Below are 16758 nucleotides of genomic sequence, written 5' to 3'. Positions count from 1 at the left end.
TTTAGAGGGTAGCCGAGCTGACAATGGCTTCGGGGGCAATTTTCTTCACCAAACCCTGCAGCACTTTGCCGGGGCCGCACTCCACAAACTCCGTAGCGCCATCCTGCACCATACGCTGTACGCTTTGGGTCCAGCGAACCGGGGCGGTGAGCTGGCGCACTAGGTTTTCGCGGATTTCGTTGGGGTCGGTGTGTGGGGCGGCGTCCACGTTCTGATACACGGGGCAGATGCCAGCCGAGAAGGTGGTCTGGGCAATGGCTTCGGCCAGCGCCGTTTCCGCCGATTTCATCAGCGGCGAGTGGAACGCGCCGCCCACCGGCAACGGCAGGGCGCGCTTGGCTCCGGCGGCCTTCAGCTGCTCGCAGGCCAGCTCGATGCCGCGCTGCGAGCCGGATACCACCAGCTGACCGGGGCAGTTGTAGTTGGCCGCTACTACCACGTTACCACCGTCGGTGATTTCCTGGCAGATGCGGGCCGTGGTGTCGTCGTCGAGGGCCAAGATGGCAGCCATGGTGCCGGGCTGCTCCTGGCAGGCGGCCTGCATGGCCTGGGCGCGCTTGGCCACCAGCCGCAGGGCATCCTCAAAGCGCAGCACCTTGGCCGCTACCAGCGCCGAAAACTCGCCCAGCGAGTGACCGGCCACCATATCGGGCCGGAAATCGGGCAGCACGGCTGCTAAGGCTACCGAGTGCAGGAAAATGGCCGGCTGGGTAACATCAGTGCGGCGCAGGTCCTCCTCGGAACCCGAGAACATGACGTCGGTGAGCAAGAAGCCCAGAATGTCGTTGGCCTGGTCCATGAGGCGCTTGGCCTCGGGGTGCTGCTCGTACAGGTCGCGGCCCATGCCGCTGAACTGGCTGCCCTGGCCGGGGAAAATTACTGCTTTCAAAGGATCACGGATTAGCACGGATTTTAGCGGATTACACGGATTTCGTGGACGGCGCCCGCAGCGCAGCGGGTGTCTGGCGGGGCCTGTCTGTCCGGGTCTGCTTTTCCGGGCGGGTGAGAGAAAAATCAGCTGCAAGCTGCACAAAAATGTCTTCTGACGCCAGCATAGCCCCATGCACCGCCCGCCGGCCATACCCCACAAAAAACCGGGCGCCCCAAAGAGGCGCCCGGCAATCGTCCACGGAATCCGTGTAATCCGCTAAAATCCGTGCTAATCCGTGGTGTTTAGCGGCTGATTTCCACCCACCCTTTGTAGGTGCGCTTGGTGTTATTAACGTCGCCAAATTCCACGTCAGCTTGGTAGAAGTAAACGCCTTCCACCACCGTCGAGTTGGAGTTGCCCTCGGCGCGGCTGCCGCCGTTCCACTTAATCAGCGGCTCCTTGTCGCTCTCGTAAATTTTCACGCCCCAGCGGTTGAACACCCGGAAGCTGGTACGACGAATGGGCGTGAACACCTTGGGCCGGAACGTATCATTGAGGCCGTCGCCGTTGGGCGTAAACACGTTGGGCAGCAGGAACAGTTGGCAGTCGTCTTTGCACTCCACATTGCTGCGCACGCTGCGGGTGCCGCTGGAATCCACAGCCTGCACGGCATAGCAGCCGGCTTCCGAGGTGAGGTTGCGGTGCAGATAGCTCATCTGGTTGCCGGGCACCGAGGTCAGGAAAGTCAACGAGTCGGTACGGTTGGGGGCGTAGTAGATGTTATACGAGGCAATGGCCCGGCTGCAATCGGGCGGCGTAGCCCCCAGCGTCCAGCTCAGCACGTTGGTATAAATCGGGCCGGAAGCAGGCGTTGCCGGCAGATCGAACAGGCGCGTGGCCAGGCTGTCGCAGTTGGGCCGCTTGATGCTCAGCACCGGTGGGCACGGAATAGCCCGCAGGGCTACGCACTGCTGCTGGCTCAGGTTAATGAGCGGGTCGATGATGGCCGGGTTGCTGTAGGTGCCGTTCGTCGAAACGTAATAGCAGTAGGTCTGGCCCTTCACCAGCGGCCGAGCAGTGGTGCCCTGGTCGACGTAGGTGCCGCCGGTGGTCGTGCCCGTTACGGTGGCAATCTGCACAAACTGGCTGCCCGCGCCCGGGTCGCGGCGGAAGATGGTGGCCGGCCGGCGGCTGTTGTCCCACGGCACATTGTATGTCCAGCGCAGCGCAATACGGTTGTTTTGCGGATCAGGCGTGCCATCCACACGCACGCTCGAAGCGGCCGTGGCGGTTTCCGTCACGACGCCGGAGCCGGGCTGATTGGTGGTGTTGCTGATGAACTCCAGCCGGTAGATGTAGGCCCGATTCTGCGTGTCGAGGTTGTTATCCACGTACACCGTGTCGTTGGGGCGGTCTACGATGCGGGCAATTTCCGTGAACGTGGCCGTGCTGCTCTGGCCGTTGGCGCGCAGCAACCGGTACACTAGCGGCGCATTGAAGGTATTGATCGGGCCGGGACGGGTCCATTTCACCGTGATGCGCCCGGCCGTAGTGGAGGTAGCATCCACCGTGACGTTGGTAAACACCGCTGAGCGGCCCGCAAAGCTCACGCAGGCCTCTTCCGAAGCCAGGCTCTTGCCGCCGGCCGGCAGCGGAAACTCCACATAGATGCGGTAGCAATACGTTTTGCCGCGTTGCAGCCCCAGCCCATTGTTGGTATCCACGTACGAAAGCAGGTCGCCGGTGGCCGGCGGCGTCGGGTACGTCAGCGTTTCGATCAGCGTATAGCCTGCCGAGGCCGGGATGCCGGTTATACAGGGATCTGAGAAGGAAGGCCCAGGATTTTCGCGGCGGAAGATCAGAATTTTGGCCCCCGGCCGCTGACAGGTGTATCTGTCCCAGGTAAGCACCGTGTTGTTGCCTAGCCTGCTAGCCTGCAGGTTCTGCGGAGCCGGCCCGATAACCGTGATGTTCCAGACGCGCTGGTCAATCAGTACCGGGTTGTTGCCGGTGGGCTGGTCTTCGGCCGTGAAGCTCACGCGGGTAGGCTGCGCGGCAATATTGTTGCAGTCAGGTGTCCAGCGGAATGTGCCGGCGGCCGTAGGCGGGCCGAACGAGGTCTGCGTGAACGTGGCCGGCGGCAGAATGCCGCTGTTGGCCGTTATCCGCACCGGGTTGCGGTCGGCGTCGGTGGCCGTTACGTTGCCCGTAACCAGCGTGCCTGCCACCACGCAGATATCCGGCGGAATGGTCAGAATGGGGCGCTGATTGGTAGTACCCTTCACGTTGATCTGCATGTCGCGGATGACGGTACCAATCCGCCGCCGGCCAAACTGCGTGCGGCGCCATTCCTGCACTTCAAAAGCAATGTTGTACTCCCCCACCGTGCCCGGCGAGTTCCAGATGATGGTACCTGTAACCGGGTTTTGCTGAAAAATGGAAGCAGCCCCATCCACACTATTTGGGTTTCCACTGGGCGGGTCACTGTACGGTACCTGTGCGCCATTACTGGCACCTATCAATTGGTTGGGCAATACGTAACCTGTGGAATTAATCGGCATGGGTACAAAGCAAGGCCCAGTAGGTCCAGTATTACCACCTGGTACCTGCTGGCTTGCGCGCAACACAAATGCTAGTGAATCGCCATCCGGGTCGAATGCTGATGGATTATGCAGGAAAACCTGCCCTACTGCTGCATTATCTATTGATGGTCTAGTAAGAATAGCCGAACGGTTGCGGCCTAAGCCCGGATCAAGCGTGAATGTGGTAGAGATATAAAAGCTCTGCTGGTCTGAGTTAGCCATGTTGAGCACAGCTCTGTTGCGGTTTTCCCCTATATAGTGTACGGTGTACGTTCCCACAGCATTGTAAGTATGCTCAAAAACATACACGTTGCGGTTGGTTTCGCTATTTACAACTGCCACTGATTGACGCTGAACTCTCTGAGGGGCGTTGCAGTCGCCAAAATATATCGTGACGAAATCCTCATCCGGAGCGCCATTCAAACCGGGCGTCTTCTGAAAGAGAATCATCTTGAAGAACACCCGATTGGGATTGAAGCCGGGCCCAACGGTGGTATCAATCTTAGCCTGGATGTCGCCGGCCCGCAGGTGAGAGGCTTGCGCTTGAGGGGCAGCCCACATCAGGATGCCGATTAGTAATGCCAGCAACGACCCACGCCGTGCCAGCCAGAATAGTAAGGAAGAATGCATAGAGGTGCGCGCTAAGAAGAAAACAAAAGCCCGGTTCAGGAACACCGGGAAAGACACCGGGAAAATCGTACAGGTTGTCCAACAAAAATCCTGCCCGGCAGGTTAATCACCCGAAACCTATCCGCCGGTTAGTGTAACGGCATTCCGGGCGGATAGATTCACGGAAGGTAACGCCTAATGTGGAGACTTTATTTGGATTGTTTCCTAGCGGGTCGGCCCGTACCTTTGGCTGATTCACCGACCCCACCAAACCCTTTTTCTCGCTCCTATGAGTTGGATTAGTAACACGTTTTCCAGCAGCATCGGCCGCAAAATCGTTATGGCCGCCACCGGCCTGTTTTTGTGCTCTTTTCTGGTAGTACACTTAGCCGGCAACTTCCAATTATTCAAAAACGACGGTGGTCTGGCATTCAATGCCTACTCCGAGTTTATGAGCCACAACACCATCATCCGGATCCTGGAAATCGGGCTGGTGGCGGGCTTTGGCTTTCACATCTATGAAGGCCTGACGCTGGCCCTCAAAAACAAAGCCGCCCGCGGCAGCAACTACGTTGCCAACCGCATCGAGCAGAACAGCCCTTGGCATGCCCGCAGCATGGCCGTGCTGGGCAGCATCGTACTGTTCTTCCTGATTGTGCACCTCTACAACTTCTTTGGCACGCTGCGCTTCGGCGAGCCGCTGAAAGACTCACAGGGCAACGAAAACGCCTACGCGCTGGTGGTGGATGCCTTCCACAACCCGCTGTACGTGGCCCTGTACGTGCTGGCGCAGGTAGCCCTGCTCTACCACTTGTTGCACGGCTTCCAGAGCGCCTTCCAGACCCTGGGCCTCACCCACCGCAAATACACGCCCGCCATCAAGCTGCTGGGCATCGTCTTTTCTGTTGTCGTCTGCGCCGGTTTTGCCGCTATGCCGATTTACTTCTACTTTTTCAACTAACTCCACCCCAGCACGCCTATGTTTCCGGAGTCCAAAATTCCCGAAGGTCCCTTAGCCGAGAAGTGGGAAAAGCATAAGTTCAACGTCAAGCTCGTCAACCCCGCCAACAAGCGCAAGTACGACGTAATCGTAGTGGGCACCGGCCTGGCTGGTGGCGCTGCCGCGGCTTCGCTGGCTGAGCTGGGCTACAACGTGAAGGCCTTCACCTACCACGACTCGCCCCGCCGCGCGCACTCCATTGCTGCGCAGGGTGGTATCAACGCTGCCAAAAACTACCAGAACGACGGCGACTCCGTGTTCCGCCTGTTCTACGATACCATCAAAGGCGGTGACTACCGTGCCCGCGAAGCCAACGTGTACCGGCTGGCGCAGGTGTCGGTGAACATCATCGACCAGTGCGTAGCCCAGGGCGTGCCCTTCGCCCGTGAGTACGGCGGGCTGCTGGCCAACCGCTCCTTTGGCGGTGCCCAGGTAAGCCGGACGTTCTACGCCCGCGGCCAGACCGGACAGCAGTTGCTGCTGGGTGCTTATTCTGCCCTCTCGCGCCAGATTGCCTATGGCAAGGTAAAGATGTACACCCGTTCCGAAATGCTGGATGTGGTAGTAGTTGATGGTCAGGCCCGCGGTATCATCACGCGCAACCTGATTACCGGCGAAATCGAGCAGCATTCGGCCCACGCCGTGGTGCTGGCTACGGGTGGCTACGGCAACGTGTTCTACCTGAGCACCAACGCCATGTACTGCAATGCCACGGCCGCGTGGCGCGCCCACAAGCGCGGTGCCTACTTCGCCAACCCCTGCTTCACCCAGATTCACCCGACCTGTATCCCGGTTTCCGGCGACTACCAATCGAAGCTGACGCTGATGTCGGAGTCGCTGCGTAACGACGGCCGCGTGTGGGTGCCCAAGACGGTGGAGATGGCTGAGCGCCTGCGCAAAGGCGAAATCAAAGCTTCTGACATTGCCGAAGACGACCGGGACTACTTCCTGGAGCGCAAATACCCCGCTTTCGGTAACCTCGTACCCCGTGACGTAGCCTCGCGCAACGCCAAGCAGATGTGCGACGAAGGCCGTGGCGTAGGTACAACCGGTCTAGCCGTGTACCTCGACTTTGCTGACATCATCAAGCGGACCGGTGCCGAAGCAGTGAGCCAGAAGTACGGCAACCTGTTTGCCATGTACGAGAAAATCACCGACGAGGACCCTTACAAGCAGCCGATGCGCATCTACCCGGCCGTACACTACACCATGGGCGGCCTGTGGGTGGACTACAACCTGCAAACCACCATCCCCGGCCTGTACGCCACGGGTGAGTGTAACTTCTCTGACCACGGCGCCAACCGCCTTGGGGCCTCGGCGCTGATGCAGGGCTTGGCTGATGGCTACTTCGTAATCCCGTACACCATTGGTGATTACCTGGCTTCCACGCCGCCCAAACCCGTTACGACCGAGCACCCTGCCTTCAAACAGGCCGAGGCTGAGGTTCGGGCCCGTGTGCAGAAGCTGATGAGCATCAACGGCACCCGCACGCCCGACGACTTCCACAAGCACCTGGGCCACCTGATGTGGGAGTACTGCGGCATGGCTCGCAATGCCGAGGGTCTCACCTACGCTAAAGCCGAGATTCAGAAGCTGCGCAAGGAGTTCTGGAGCGACCTGAAGCTGACCGGCACCGAAACCGAGCTCAACCAGGCCCTGGAGAAAGCCGGCCGCGTAGCCGACTTCCTGGAGCTGGGTGAGCTGATGATGGACGACGCCCTGAACCGCAACGAAAGCTGCGGCGGCCACTTCCGCGAGGAGTACGCTACCGAAGAAGGCGAAGCCAAGCGCGACGACGACAATTACGCCTATGTAGCCGCCTGGCAGTACGTCGGCGACAACCAGCCGGAAATCCTGAACAAGGAAGAACTGACGTTCGAAAACGTGAAGCTCACGCAGCGGAGCTACAAGTAGTAGTGAGTATGTGGTACTGAGTGGGCACCAAACCCGCTCAGTACTATTAGCCCCTCCCCTACTACATTCTCACTACCCAATACTCTCGAAATACAATGGCCGGAAGTAACCCCAACGCCAAACCAATGAACCTCACGCTGAAAGTGTGGCGGCAGAAAAGCCGTACCGCAGCCGGCGCGATTGTGGATTACCAGGTAAAAGACATTTCGCCCGAAATGTCTTTCCTGGAGATGCTGGACGTGCTCAACGAAGACCTGCTGCGCAAAGGTGACGAGCCGGTAGCCTTCGACCACGACTGCCGCGAAGGCATCTGTGGCTCGTGTAACCTGTTCATCAACGGCCGCGCCCACGGCCCCGAAACCGGCACCACCACCTGCCAGCTGCACATGCGCAAGTTCTCCGACGGTGACACCATCACCATCGAGCCCTGGCGCGCCAATGCCTTCCCCGTAAACCGCGACCTGAGCGTGGACCGCTCGGCCTTCGACCGGATCATTCAGGCGGGCGGCTACGTGAGCGTGAACACCGGCGGCGCCCCCGACGGCAACGAAATTCCGATTCCCAAGGAAATTGCTGACCGCGCTTTCGAAGCCGCTACCTGCATTGGCTGCGGCGCCTGCGTGGCCTCATGCAAGAATGCCTCGGCCATGCTGTTCGTTTCGGCGAAGGTGAGCCAGCTGGCGCTGCTGCCGCAGGGCCACGTAGAGCGCAAAACCCGCGTGGAAAACATGGTGGCGCAGATGGACAAGGAAGGTTTTGGTGCCTGCACCAACATCGGCTCGTGCGCGGCCGAGTGCCCGGTGGGCATTTCGCTGGAAAACATTGCCATCCTGAACCGCGAATTCCTGGCTGCTAAAGCAACTTCCAATAACCTCGCGTAAGGTTTACGGTTAGTAGTATCAGCGTCAACAAAAAAGCGAAACGGCAGGCCGTTTCGCTTTTTTGTTGACGCTTTGCTGAGCCGGCAGGCGGATATCCTTTTCCGTTGCGGCTTGGCGGCTCCGTTGTTTTCTCTCCTTCTTTATAGCTCTGATGATTACCATCATTGTCGGTACCAACCGCCCCGATTCCCGCGCCCGCCGCATTGCTAACCTCTACGCCGGTCTGCTGAGTGAGCTGCACGCTGAGCACCAGATTCTGGACCTGGTAGAGCTGCCCGCCGACGTCAGCGTGTCGGCGCTCTACCACAACACCGGCCGGCACGACGCCTTCAATCGCCTCGCCGTTCAGGCTGAGGCCGCGGATAAGCTGGTGTTTGTGGTGCCGGAGTACAACTGCTCGTTTCCAGGCGTGCTCAAGACGTTTATTGACGGCCTGCCCTACAAAGGCGGTATCCGGGGCAAGAAGGCCGCGCTGGTGGGCCTGGGCACCGGGGCGCAAGGCGGTCTGCTGGCTCTGAGCCACCTCACCGACGTGCTCATGTACCTCAACACTACCGTGGTGCCGGCCCGTGTGCGCCTGCCCTTCATCGACCAGCACCTCACCGACGAAGGTCAGCTCACCAATGAGTTCTACACGCAACTGTTGCGGGAGCAAGTGGCCCAGCTGGTCGCCAGCTAGGATACGCGGAGCGTAGCGGGCGGTAATTAAGACTACGGCGCGTACATTTGCTCCGTACTGCGGGTTTTTCCCTTGCTATGACGCGCTTCCTGGCTTTTTTCCTGGCTGCTTTGATGCTCCTCCAGACATTCAGTCGGGAGGTCATCGTCGTGGACTATCAGGTGCATAAGGCGCGCATCACGGAGTTGTTCTGCGTCAACAAGGACAAGCCTCAGCTGAAGTGTAACGGCAAATGCCATCTGGCCAAGCAGCTGCGCAAAGCTTCCGATACGGAAAGCAAAGCGCCCGGCGCCGGCTTTGCCAAAGTGAAGTACGAGGTGGTGGTGCCTTTCCAGTTGCGGGTGTCCACACCCGTGCGGGTGCCCCTTTCGGCGCGGCAGTACGCCCCGTCGGCCGCGGCGCAGTATGCGTTTTCGCCGGTTCACGGCGTGTTTCATCCTCCGGCTTTCAGGGCCTGATTTTCGACTTAGCGAAGCCTTGTTTCTGGGCTTCGTTCGTTTGTAGCACACTACCAGCCGCTGGCTGAGTAGCGGCTACGTCGTTTGCTTATCCCTGATTTACGCCCTGAAAGATGAAATTTCTGAAATACACCACGCTGTGCCTGTCCCTTTTTGCCGCCACTACCTCGCTTTCCTCCTGTGACAAGGACGACGACGTGCCGAGTCTGGGCAAGATGAGCCTGGAGTTTGAAAACGTAGTGGGCACGTCGGCCCTGCAGCTCAACAGCGCCACGCCCTACCAGACGCCCGCCGGTGACCAGTTCACGGTCAGCACCTTCCGCTACTACATTTCCAACATCAAGCTCAAGAAGGCCGACGGCACGGAATTCGTGCAGCCTGAGAGCTACTACCTCATTGATGAGGCGCTGCCGGCGTCCAAAACCTTCTCTATCCCCAACATCCCCACCGGCGACTATACCGGCCTCACGTTCACGATTGGGGTAGACAGCGCCCGCAACGTATCCGGCGTGCAGACTGGCGCGCTGGCTCCCGGCGACATGTTCTGGAGCTGGAACTCGGGCTACATCTACACCAAGCTGGAAGGCCGCTCGCCGCAGGCCAGCAACGGTGCCATCGTGTTTCACATTGGCGGCTTCAAAAGCCCTAACAACACCATCCGGACGGTTTCGCCTACGTTGAACGGGGCCACCATCCAGATCCGCGACGGGCGCACGCCGGAGGTACACCTCAAGGCCAACGTGCTGAAGATGTTCTCGGGCCCCAACACCATCCGGTTTGCCACGCTCAGCAACAGCATGGGAGGCCCCGGCTCGGTGCTGGTCGCCAATAACCAGGCGGCGGGCATGTTCACCGTCGACCATATCCACGGCAACTAGCCGGTCCCGGTGCTTGCTTCCATGAAGAAGCCGCTACAGATCTGCTACGGCCTACTGGTGATGCTGTCAGCCAGTGGCTGCCAGCCCGATGCCGATGTGGCCCCCATAGGCGAAGTGCCCGGCACCCAGGTGCCGGGCAACTTCCCCGTGCCGGTGTATGGGCCGGAGAAAAACCCGCCCACCCGCGCCGCTTTTGAGCTGGGCCGTAGCCTGTTCTACGACCCGCGCCTGTCGCGCACGGGCGACGTGTCGTGCGGCAGCTGCCACCAGCAGTTCGTGGCGTTTGCCCACGCCGGGCACACACTCAGCCACGGCGTAGACAATCGGCTGGGTACGCGCAACGCGCCGGCTCTGCAGAATCTGCGCTGGAAGCCCAATTTCTTCTGGGACGGCGGCCCGAGCAACATTGAAACCCTGCCGCTGGCCCCCATCACCAACCCCGTGGAGATGGACGAAACGCTGGAAAATGTGCTGCGCAAGCTGAACGCCGATGCCAGCTACCGGCGCCGGTTTGCGCAGGTGTTTGGCGGCAGCGGCGCCATTGATTCCTACCAGTTTCTGCGGGCGCTGGCGCAATTCACGGCGGCTCTCACTTCGGCTAACTCCCGCTACGACCGCCACGTGCGGCAGGAAGCTGGTGGTACCCTCAGTGAGCAGGAACTAGGCGGCCTGGCCGTACTGCGCCAGAAGTGCGGCAGCTGCCACGCCGGCGAGCTGTTCACCGACGAGTCGTTTCGCAACAACGGGCTCGACAGCCGCTTTACCGCCGATTCGGGGCGGGCGCACATCACCGGGCGCAGCATTGATGTGGGCCGGTTCAAGGTGCCGAGCCTGCGCAACGTGCTGCACACCGCGCCCTACATGCACGATGGCCGCTTTGCCACGCTCAGCGAGGTGCTCGACCACTACGACCACGGCATGACGGAATCGGCCACGCTGGACGCGCAGCTGCGACGGCCGGGCCAGGCGCCGGGAATTCCGCTCACCTCTGCGGAGCGCACCCAGCTGCTGGCGTTTCTGGCCACCCTTTCCGACGAAGAGTTTCTGCGTAATCCGCAGCTTTCCGAGCAGTAGCCCCCGGCTGCCAGCTCCTGACAGGCAGGCATCAGGCCGATTTCTATGCGGCCTGATGCTCCTATGTTGCCACCCGACACGACGGCCATACATCGGCCGGATCAGGCGCGGGTCGGCTCCTTTCCTTCTGAAATTTCCAATGAAAAAGATACTACTGCTGCTGGTGCTCCTGCCGGCTCGGACCATGCTGGCCTGCGACATCTGCGGCTGCTTTATGGGCATCACGCCCTACGACAACCAGAGCAGCTTCTCGCTGATGCACCGCTACCGCATCTTCAACGGCTACCAAGCCCTGGGCCAAGACCCGCAGTTCTTCCCAAACGGCGCCCGCCCCTTGCTGGCCCGCCCCCTCAACGGCGCCGACAACGACTACACTCACTCCCATAAAGGCGACCCCACAGATTTTGAGGCCTTTCGGGTGGTGGAGATGCGCGGCAAGTACTTCCTGGCCAAGCGCTTGGAGCTGAACGCCTTCGTGCCCTACGTGATGAACACGTCGCAGATCAACGGCCGGCAGCTTAACCTCAGCGGCCTCGGCGACGTGACGGTTTTCGCGGGCTACCACCTGCTGCGCAACATCGAAACGGCCGGCGTGCAGAGCCGCCTGATTGTGGGTGGCGGCCTGAAACTGCCCACCGGCAGCTTCCGCCGTAGCAGCCCCGCCGGCCGGCGCTACCCCACCCTCACGCAACCCGGCACCGGCACCACCGACGGATTCGTGTACGCCAACTATATCGGCAGCTACCGCAGCTTCGGCCTCAGCCTTAACTCCAGCTACCGCCGCGGAGTCAGCAACCGGTTTCAGGAAAGCCTGGCCCCCGGTGTAGCTGCTTTCGCCAACCTCTTCTACCGGGTACCGCTCGGCGAAAACTGGCAGCTATACCCGTCGGCGCAGCTGTTCTACGAGAAAACCAAGGGCGAAATGTTCGAGGGCCGCCTCACCGGCGAGCACGCCATGCACAACGCCCTGCTGGGCCCCGGCCTGGATGTGTACTACAAAAACCTGTCGCTGAATGCCAGCGTGCAGCTCCCCGTCTACACCGCCCCCACCGACCACCCCACCAGCGCCGGCCGCCTGGTGCTGGCCGTCGGCTACAGCCTCAAGCAAACCAAGTATCTGTTGAAGTGATGAGTTTTGGTGGATTGGTGATGAGGTGATGAGGTGATGAGGTGACAGGTAAAGAAAGAACGTCATGCAGAGCTTGCGAGGAATCTCGCTAGCGTGCTAATCCCAAAAAACACTGTCGCCTGAGAAAAATCGTCCGGCTCCCCCTCTCCACGGGAGAGGGGGCCGGGGGGTGAGGCCCACGCAAGCTGTTCCGTCCACGCCTCTGCATGACGTTTCACCTCATCCCCCCATCACTTCATCACCAATTACAGCAAATCCCGCAGGCGACGGCCTTGCTGGCGCTGCCAGAGGCCGTGCTTGGCCTGGCCGACCACCTGCGCGCCGTAGATGCCGCGGTGCCCCGAGAACAGGTAGCTCACCACGCAGGCCAGCCCGGCATAGAGGCCGCACTCGTGCCCGAACAGCTCCATGGCCAGCAGCGTGCAGGCCAGGGGCGTATTAGCGGCTCCGGCAAACACCGCCGCGAAACCCAGGCCAGCCAGCAGCGGCATGGGCAGCGGCAGCACCAGCGCCAGGGCGTTGCCCAGCGTGGCACCCACGAAAAACAGCGGCGTCACTTCGCCCCCTTTGAACGCAGCCCCCAGCGTGAGGGCGGTAAACAGGATTTTCAGGGCGAAAACGTAGACCGGGAGCGGCTCCTGAAACGCCTGCACGATGGTGGGCACGCCCAGCCCGCTGTAGCGCGTGGTGCCCGCCGCCCACAGCAGCAGCGCCACCACGGCCCCGCCCACCACCGGCCGCAGCGGCGGCCAAGCAATCGTGCGCTTGTAGAAGTCCGATACGACGTGCGTAGCGCCCGCAAACAAACGCCCGGCCAGCCCGAACGCCACCCCGGCGGCGGCCGCACTCAGCAGCGGCAACGGCGCCAAGGCAGGCACTGCCAGCAGCGGATACGCCGTGTGCCCCACGCCCCAGGCCCGCGTCACGTAGTCGGCGGCGGCGGCGGCCAGGAAGGCGGGCAGCAGCGCATCGTAACGCAGGCGGCCCAGCACCACCACTTCCAGCCCAAATACCGCCCCGGCCAGCGGCGTCCCGAACACCGAGGCGAAGCCGGCGCTCAGCCCGGCCAGCAGCAGAAACCGCCGCTCCCGCCGCCGGATCAGGCGCGGCCAGCAGCTGAGCTGGTCGGCGAGGGCGCCGCCCATTTGCACGGCCGTACCCTCGCGGCCCGCCGAGCCGCCAAACAGGTGCGTGAGCAGCGTGCCCACCAGCACCAGCGGCACCATGCGCAGCGGCACGAGCTGGGCGGGCTGGTTGATTTCATCGAGCAGCAGGTTGTTGCCGCCTTCCACGCTTTTACCCCAGTAGTGGTAGAGCAGCCCCACCAGCAGGCCGCCGACCGGCAGCAGCGCAATAACCCACGGATGCAGTTCGCGCCAGTTGGTCACGAAGTCGAGCGCCACCAGAAAGCCTGCCGACGCCGTACCGGCCAGTCCCCCCACGATGGCGCTCAGCAGCACCCAGCGGAAACTGAACAGCAGCAGCAAACTATATTCGCGCAACAGCGCTCGGGGCTGGATAATCATGTCAGCTAAAACACGCCTCCACTGCGGTAGGCGGCCCCAAAGTACGCAAACTGCGCGCAGACACTCCCGCCGACGCCACGCGGCCGGCGCCGGGAAACGAAACAGGCCGGCGGATACGTTGAAGGCATATTCCGTATCTTGAACCTCTTCTTCCTCGCTTTCTGCCCATTGCCGATGACTACCCGCCTGCGCTTCTGTTTGCCGCTGTTCGGTTTGTTGCTGTTGGCTGCAGCCTGCGGTAAAGACCCGGACGATCCGGCGCCGCCCAGTCCGCCGTCGGCCCCGGCTACGCCCTACACGCTGGTGCTGCCCTCGCAGCTGCCTCAAAGCGTGACGCTGCCCGCCGACAACCCCCTCACCGTGGAAGGCATTGAGTTGGGCCGTAAGCTGTTCTACGAAACCCGGCTTTCCAGCACCAACACCATGTCGTGCGGAAGCTGCCACCAGCAAAGCAAGGCCTTCACCGATGGGCGCACCCGTGCCATTGGCGTCGACGGCATTCCGCACCCACGCAACACCATGTCGCTGGTGAACCTGCTCTGGGAGCCCAACCTGAACTGGGACGGCTCGGCCACTACCCTCGAAGCCCAGGCCCGCACGCCCATCGAAAACCCGGTGGAGCTGCACCAGTCGCTGGCCGTGGGCGTGAGCAAGCTGCAGCAAACCAGCCTCTACCCGCCCCTGTTTGCGCAGGCGTTCGGCTCGGCTACCATCACCGAAGCCAACGTGCTCAAGGCGCTGGCGCAGTTCGAGCGCACCCTGATTTCGTCGAATTCGCGCTACGAAAAGTCGCTCTTGGGGCAGGCCGTGCTGAGTGTTGATGAGCGGGCCGGCCGCGTGCTGTTCTTCAATCACCCGGGCGAAGGCGGCATTGCCACGGCCCGTGGCGGCTCCTGCGACCATTGCCACAACGGCAACAACTTCCTGTTCACGGCCAGCCGCCTTGGCACCACCCAGTACTTCAACAACGGCCTCGACCTGACCTTCACCGACCAGGGCCGCTTCAACGTGACCGGCCAGAACGCTGACCGGGGCCGCTTCCGTGTGCCCACCCTACGCAACATTGCCCTGACGGCACCTTACATGCACGACGGCCGGTTCCGGACGCTGGAAGAAGTAGTCGACCACTACAACGAGCACATCCTCACCAACAGCCCCAACGTCGACCCCATTCTGCTGCTGTCCAACACCAACGGCGGCACCAAACTCGACCTTACCGCCACCGAGAAGCGCCAGCTCGTAGCCTTTCTCAAAACGCTCACTGATTCTACGTTCATCCAGAATCCGCGCTTTTCCAATCCATTTTGAAGCCTTTCTTCTTCCCCCGCAATGATGGCCGCAAAATCCTGACTCGGCCGTTTGGCGGCGCGCTGCTGGGCGCCGGGCTGGCGTTGCTGCTGGGAGCCTGCTCGGTGGCCTCGCACAACCAGCTCAGCCCCGACCGGGAGCCTGCCGCTCCGCGCTACTCCCCCACAGCCGACAGCACCCGGCTCGACTCCGTACCGCTGTCGGCCCCGCGCCGGTAGCGCCCCTACCAAGCAGAACGGCCCGCTGAGAATATCTCAGCGGGCCGTTCTGCTTGTGCTAGCGTTTCGTTAGTCGACGTTGTCGTGCAGGAAGCGGTTATCGCCCAGCAGCTCGTTGTCGTCGGAAAGGTTGAAGCGGCTGATGTTGCGCTCCGAAGAGGGCGTCACGTTTTCCAGCTTCACTTGGCGGCGCAGGTAGGCCGGCGTTTCCAGCTGGTCCTTGATGGCGTCGTTGGTGAGACCATTGCTGAGTTCCTGCAGGCGGCGGCGGCGCTCATCGGCGCGGGCGTCGATGGCGGGGCGGCCGGCAATAGGCGGCGCGGGCTGGGTAGCCTGGTACACCACCGGCTCGGGAGCCGGCGACGAAGGCGCGGCCACCGGCGGCACCTGCCCCGTGTACGGCGACGTTTCCAGATCGAATTTTACCGGCTCGGGCGTGGCCGCAACCGACTGCGGAGAACTGGTGAAGGACGGCACCACCGGGGCCGACGACACGTCCAGCGGCTCCTTGTTGAACACGTTCAGCTGTGGCTCGGGCTGCGGCAACGCCGGCTCCTCTTCCCGCACCGGCACCGCCGTGATGGTGTGCGCCTCGCGGGCAAAGCCCGTGGCAATTACCGTCACGCGGATGCTCTGGCCCAGCGTGGCGTCGATGCCGTGGCCAAAAATCACCTCGGCGTTCTGGCCCGCTTTGTCTTGGATGCACTCCGTAATTTCGGTCAGCTCGTCCATTTCCAGCTCGGCCTGGTCGCCGGACATGATGCTGAGCAGGATGCGCTGGGCACCGTGAATGTCGGTGTTGTTGAGCAGCGGCGAAGCCAGGGCTTCCTCGGCCGCACGGCGGGCGCGGTTTTCGCCTTCCGTGATGCTGCTGCCCATTACGGCGGCGCCACTGTCCTTCATCACCGTTTTCACGTCCTCGAAGTCCACGTTCACGTCGGCCGTCACCGTGATGATTTCGGCAATGGACTTGGCGGCCGTGCTCAGCACGTTATCGGCTTTGGCGAAGGCCGAGCGGATGGGCAGGTTGCCGTAAATCTCGCGCAGCTTATCGTTAAGAATCACTAGTACGGTGTCGCAGTTCTCGCTGAGCTCCTTGATGCCGTGCTCGGCCTGCTGGCGCTTCTTTTTACCCTCGAACATGAACGGAGCCGTCACTATCCCCACCGTGAGGATGCCCAGCTCCTTGGCCACCTTGGCAATAACCGGCGCCGCACCGGTGCCCGTACCACCGCCCATACCGGCCGTGATAAACACCATTTTGGTGCCGTTGCTGAGAAGCTCCCGAATCTGCTCGCGGCTCTCGATGGCCGCCTGCTTACCCCGCTCGGGGTTGGCGCCGGCGCCGAGGCCTTCCGTCAGGTCCAGCCCGATTTGCAGGCGGTTGGGCACCGTGGAGGATGCCAGCGCCTGCTTGTCGGTGTTGCAAATGACGAATTCCACGTCCTTGATGCCCTGGCTGAACATGTGGTTCACGGCGTTGGAGCCGCCCCCACCCACGCCAATCACCTTGATGATGGACTTGGACTGCGCCGGGATGTCGAATTTATAATTCATGAAGTGAATGGCTAAATGGTTGCATGGTTAAATTGTTGGTCGTTCATCGACAACCATTTAGCAATTCAACCATT

General features: G+C 61.6%; 14 protein-coding genes. 10 read left to right on the top strand and 4 right to left on the bottom strand.

The window, feature by feature from the left end; all coding sequences use genetic code 11:
* Position 1: 1 nt before the first annotated feature.
* Both fabD and O9Z63_RS03395 read right to left on the bottom strand, forming a co-directional pair.
* Complete coding sequence (gene fabD / locus O9Z63_RS03400) at positions 2–889, bottom strand: ACP S-malonyltransferase (protein WP_270127892.1); 888 nt, start codon at positions 887–889, stop codon at positions 2–4.
* A 284-nt stretch (positions 890–1173) separates the two neighbouring features.
* Positions 1174–3327, bottom strand: a complete 2154-nt coding sequence (locus O9Z63_RS03395; protein WP_270127891.1) for a T9SS type B sorting domain-containing protein — start codon at positions 3325–3327, stop codon at positions 1174–1176.
* 1024 nt (positions 3328–4351) lie between these two features.
* Here O9Z63_RS03395 and O9Z63_RS03390 point away from each other — a divergent pair.
* From O9Z63_RS03390 to O9Z63_RS03355, 8 genes are all read left to right on the top strand, one after another.
* A complete protein-coding gene (locus O9Z63_RS03390; protein ID WP_270127890.1) occupies positions 4352–5023 on the top strand; it encodes a succinate dehydrogenase cytochrome b subunit in 672 nt (223 codons plus the stop codon).
* Positions 5024–5041: 18 nt separating this feature from the next.
* Positions 5042–6976 (top strand): fumarate reductase/succinate dehydrogenase flavoprotein subunit, encoded by a 1935-nt coding sequence (locus O9Z63_RS03385; RefSeq protein ID WP_270127889.1) that lies wholly within the window; start codon positions 5042–5044, stop codon positions 6974–6976.
* A 125-nt stretch (positions 6977–7101) separates the two neighbouring features.
* The gene (locus tag O9Z63_RS03380) at positions 7102–7857 is read left to right on the top strand and encodes a succinate dehydrogenase/fumarate reductase iron-sulfur subunit (RefSeq protein ID WP_044013348.1); all 756 of its coding nucleotides are present in this window, start codon (positions 7102–7104) and stop codon (positions 7855–7857) included.
* A 151-nt stretch (positions 7858–8008) separates the two neighbouring features.
* Positions 8009–8536 carry an NADPH-dependent FMN reductase gene (locus O9Z63_RS03375; RefSeq protein WP_270127888.1) on the top strand — a complete coding sequence of 176 codons (528 nt, stop codon included), beginning with the start codon at positions 8009–8011 and terminating at the stop codon, positions 8534–8536.
* Between the two features lie 77 nt (positions 8537–8613).
* Positions 8614–8994 carry a hypothetical protein gene (locus tag O9Z63_RS03370; RefSeq protein WP_270127887.1) on the top strand — a complete coding sequence of 127 codons (381 nt, stop codon included), beginning with the start codon at positions 8614–8616 and terminating at the stop codon, positions 8992–8994.
* A gap of 113 nt (positions 8995–9107) precedes the next feature.
* Positions 9108–9872 carry an MbnP family protein gene (locus O9Z63_RS03365; RefSeq protein ID WP_270127886.1) on the top strand — a complete coding sequence of 255 codons (765 nt, stop codon included), beginning with the start codon at positions 9108–9110 and terminating at the stop codon, positions 9870–9872.
* Positions 9873–9893: 21 nt separating this feature from the next.
* Positions 9894–10946 carry a cytochrome c peroxidase gene (locus O9Z63_RS03360; protein ID WP_270127885.1) on the top strand — a complete coding sequence of 351 codons (1053 nt, stop codon included), beginning with the start codon at positions 9894–9896 and terminating at the stop codon, positions 10944–10946.
* A gap of 139 nt (positions 10947–11085) precedes the next feature.
* Positions 11086–12075 carry a transporter family protein gene (locus O9Z63_RS03355; RefSeq protein ID WP_270127883.1) on the top strand — a complete coding sequence of 330 codons (990 nt, stop codon included), beginning with the start codon at positions 11086–11088 and terminating at the stop codon, positions 12073–12075.
* 245 nt (positions 12076–12320) lie between these two features.
* Here O9Z63_RS03355 and O9Z63_RS03350 read toward each other — a convergent pair whose 3' ends face one another.
* Positions 12321–13601 carry a chloride channel protein gene (locus O9Z63_RS03350; RefSeq protein ID WP_270127882.1) on the bottom strand — a complete coding sequence of 427 codons (1281 nt, stop codon included), beginning with the start codon at positions 13599–13601 and terminating at the stop codon, positions 12321–12323.
* A 174-nt stretch (positions 13602–13775) separates the two neighbouring features.
* Between O9Z63_RS03350 and O9Z63_RS03345 the strand changes: the two genes are divergently transcribed.
* Together O9Z63_RS03345 and O9Z63_RS03340 are read left to right on the top strand one after the other, a co-directional pair.
* Entirely contained in the window at positions 13776–14909 is a 1134-nt protein-coding gene (locus tag O9Z63_RS03345) for a cytochrome-c peroxidase (RefSeq protein ID WP_270127880.1), read from the top strand.
* Positions 14906–15127: a hypothetical protein gene (locus O9Z63_RS03340; RefSeq protein WP_270127879.1), complete on the top strand. Its 222-nt coding sequence runs from the start codon at positions 14906–14908 to the stop codon at positions 15125–15127. The genes O9Z63_RS03345 and O9Z63_RS03340 overlap by 4 nt, the downstream gene beginning before the upstream one ends.
* 69 nt (positions 15128–15196) lie before the next feature.
* On the opposite strand, the gene ftsZ is transcribed toward O9Z63_RS03340, so the two are convergent.
* Positions 15197–16684, bottom strand: coding sequence for a cell division protein FtsZ (gene ftsZ / locus O9Z63_RS03335; RefSeq protein WP_270127878.1), 1488 nt, complete (start codon positions 16682–16684; stop codon positions 15197–15199).
* Positions 16685–16758 lie beyond the last annotated feature (74 nt).

Source organism: Hymenobacter yonginensis (assembly GCF_027625995.1).
In the GTDB taxonomy this organism is placed as follows: domain Bacteria; phylum Bacteroidota; class Bacteroidia; order Cytophagales; family Hymenobacteraceae; genus Hymenobacter; species Hymenobacter yonginensis.
The sequence above is the reverse complement of the archived record's forward strand: the minus strand, read 5'-3'. Positions and strand labels throughout refer to the sequence as shown.

Coding starts and splice junctions, on each gene's coding strand:
- O9Z63_RS03390 (WP_270127890.1), top strand. CDS start 4,352: ATGAGTTGGATTAGTAACACGTTTTCCAGCAGCATCGGCCGCAAAATC.
- O9Z63_RS03370 (WP_270127887.1), top strand. CDS start 8,614: ATGACGCGCTTCCTGGCTTTTTTCCTGGCTGCTTTGATGCTCCTCCAG.
- O9Z63_RS03365 (WP_270127886.1), top strand. CDS start 9,108: ATGAAATTTCTGAAATACACCACGCTGTGCCTGTCCCTTTTTGCCGCC.
- O9Z63_RS03385 (WP_270127889.1), top strand. CDS start 5,042: ATGTTTCCGGAGTCCAAAATTCCCGAAGGTCCCTTAGCCGAGAAGTGG.
- O9Z63_RS03360 (WP_270127885.1), top strand. CDS start 9,894: ATGAAGAAGCCGCTACAGATCTGCTACGGCCTACTGGTGATGCTGTCA.
- O9Z63_RS03345 (WP_270127880.1), top strand. CDS start 13,776: ATGACTACCCGCCTGCGCTTCTGTTTGCCGCTGTTCGGTTTGTTGCTG.
- O9Z63_RS03355 (WP_270127883.1), top strand. CDS start 11,086: ATGAAAAAGATACTACTGCTGCTGGTGCTCCTGCCGGCTCGGACCATG.
- O9Z63_RS03375 (WP_270127888.1), top strand. CDS start 8,009: ATGATTACCATCATTGTCGGTACCAACCGCCCCGATTCCCGCGCCCGC.
- O9Z63_RS03350 (WP_270127882.1), bottom strand. CDS start 13,601: ATGATTATCCAGCCCCGAGCGCTGTTGCGCGAATATAGTTTGCTGCTG.
- ftsZ (WP_270127878.1), bottom strand. CDS start 16,684: ATGAATTATAAATTCGACATCCCGGCGCAGTCCAAGTCCATCATCAAG.
- O9Z63_RS03380 (WP_044013348.1), top strand. CDS start 7,102: ATGAACCTCACGCTGAAAGTGTGGCGGCAGAAAAGCCGTACCGCAGCC.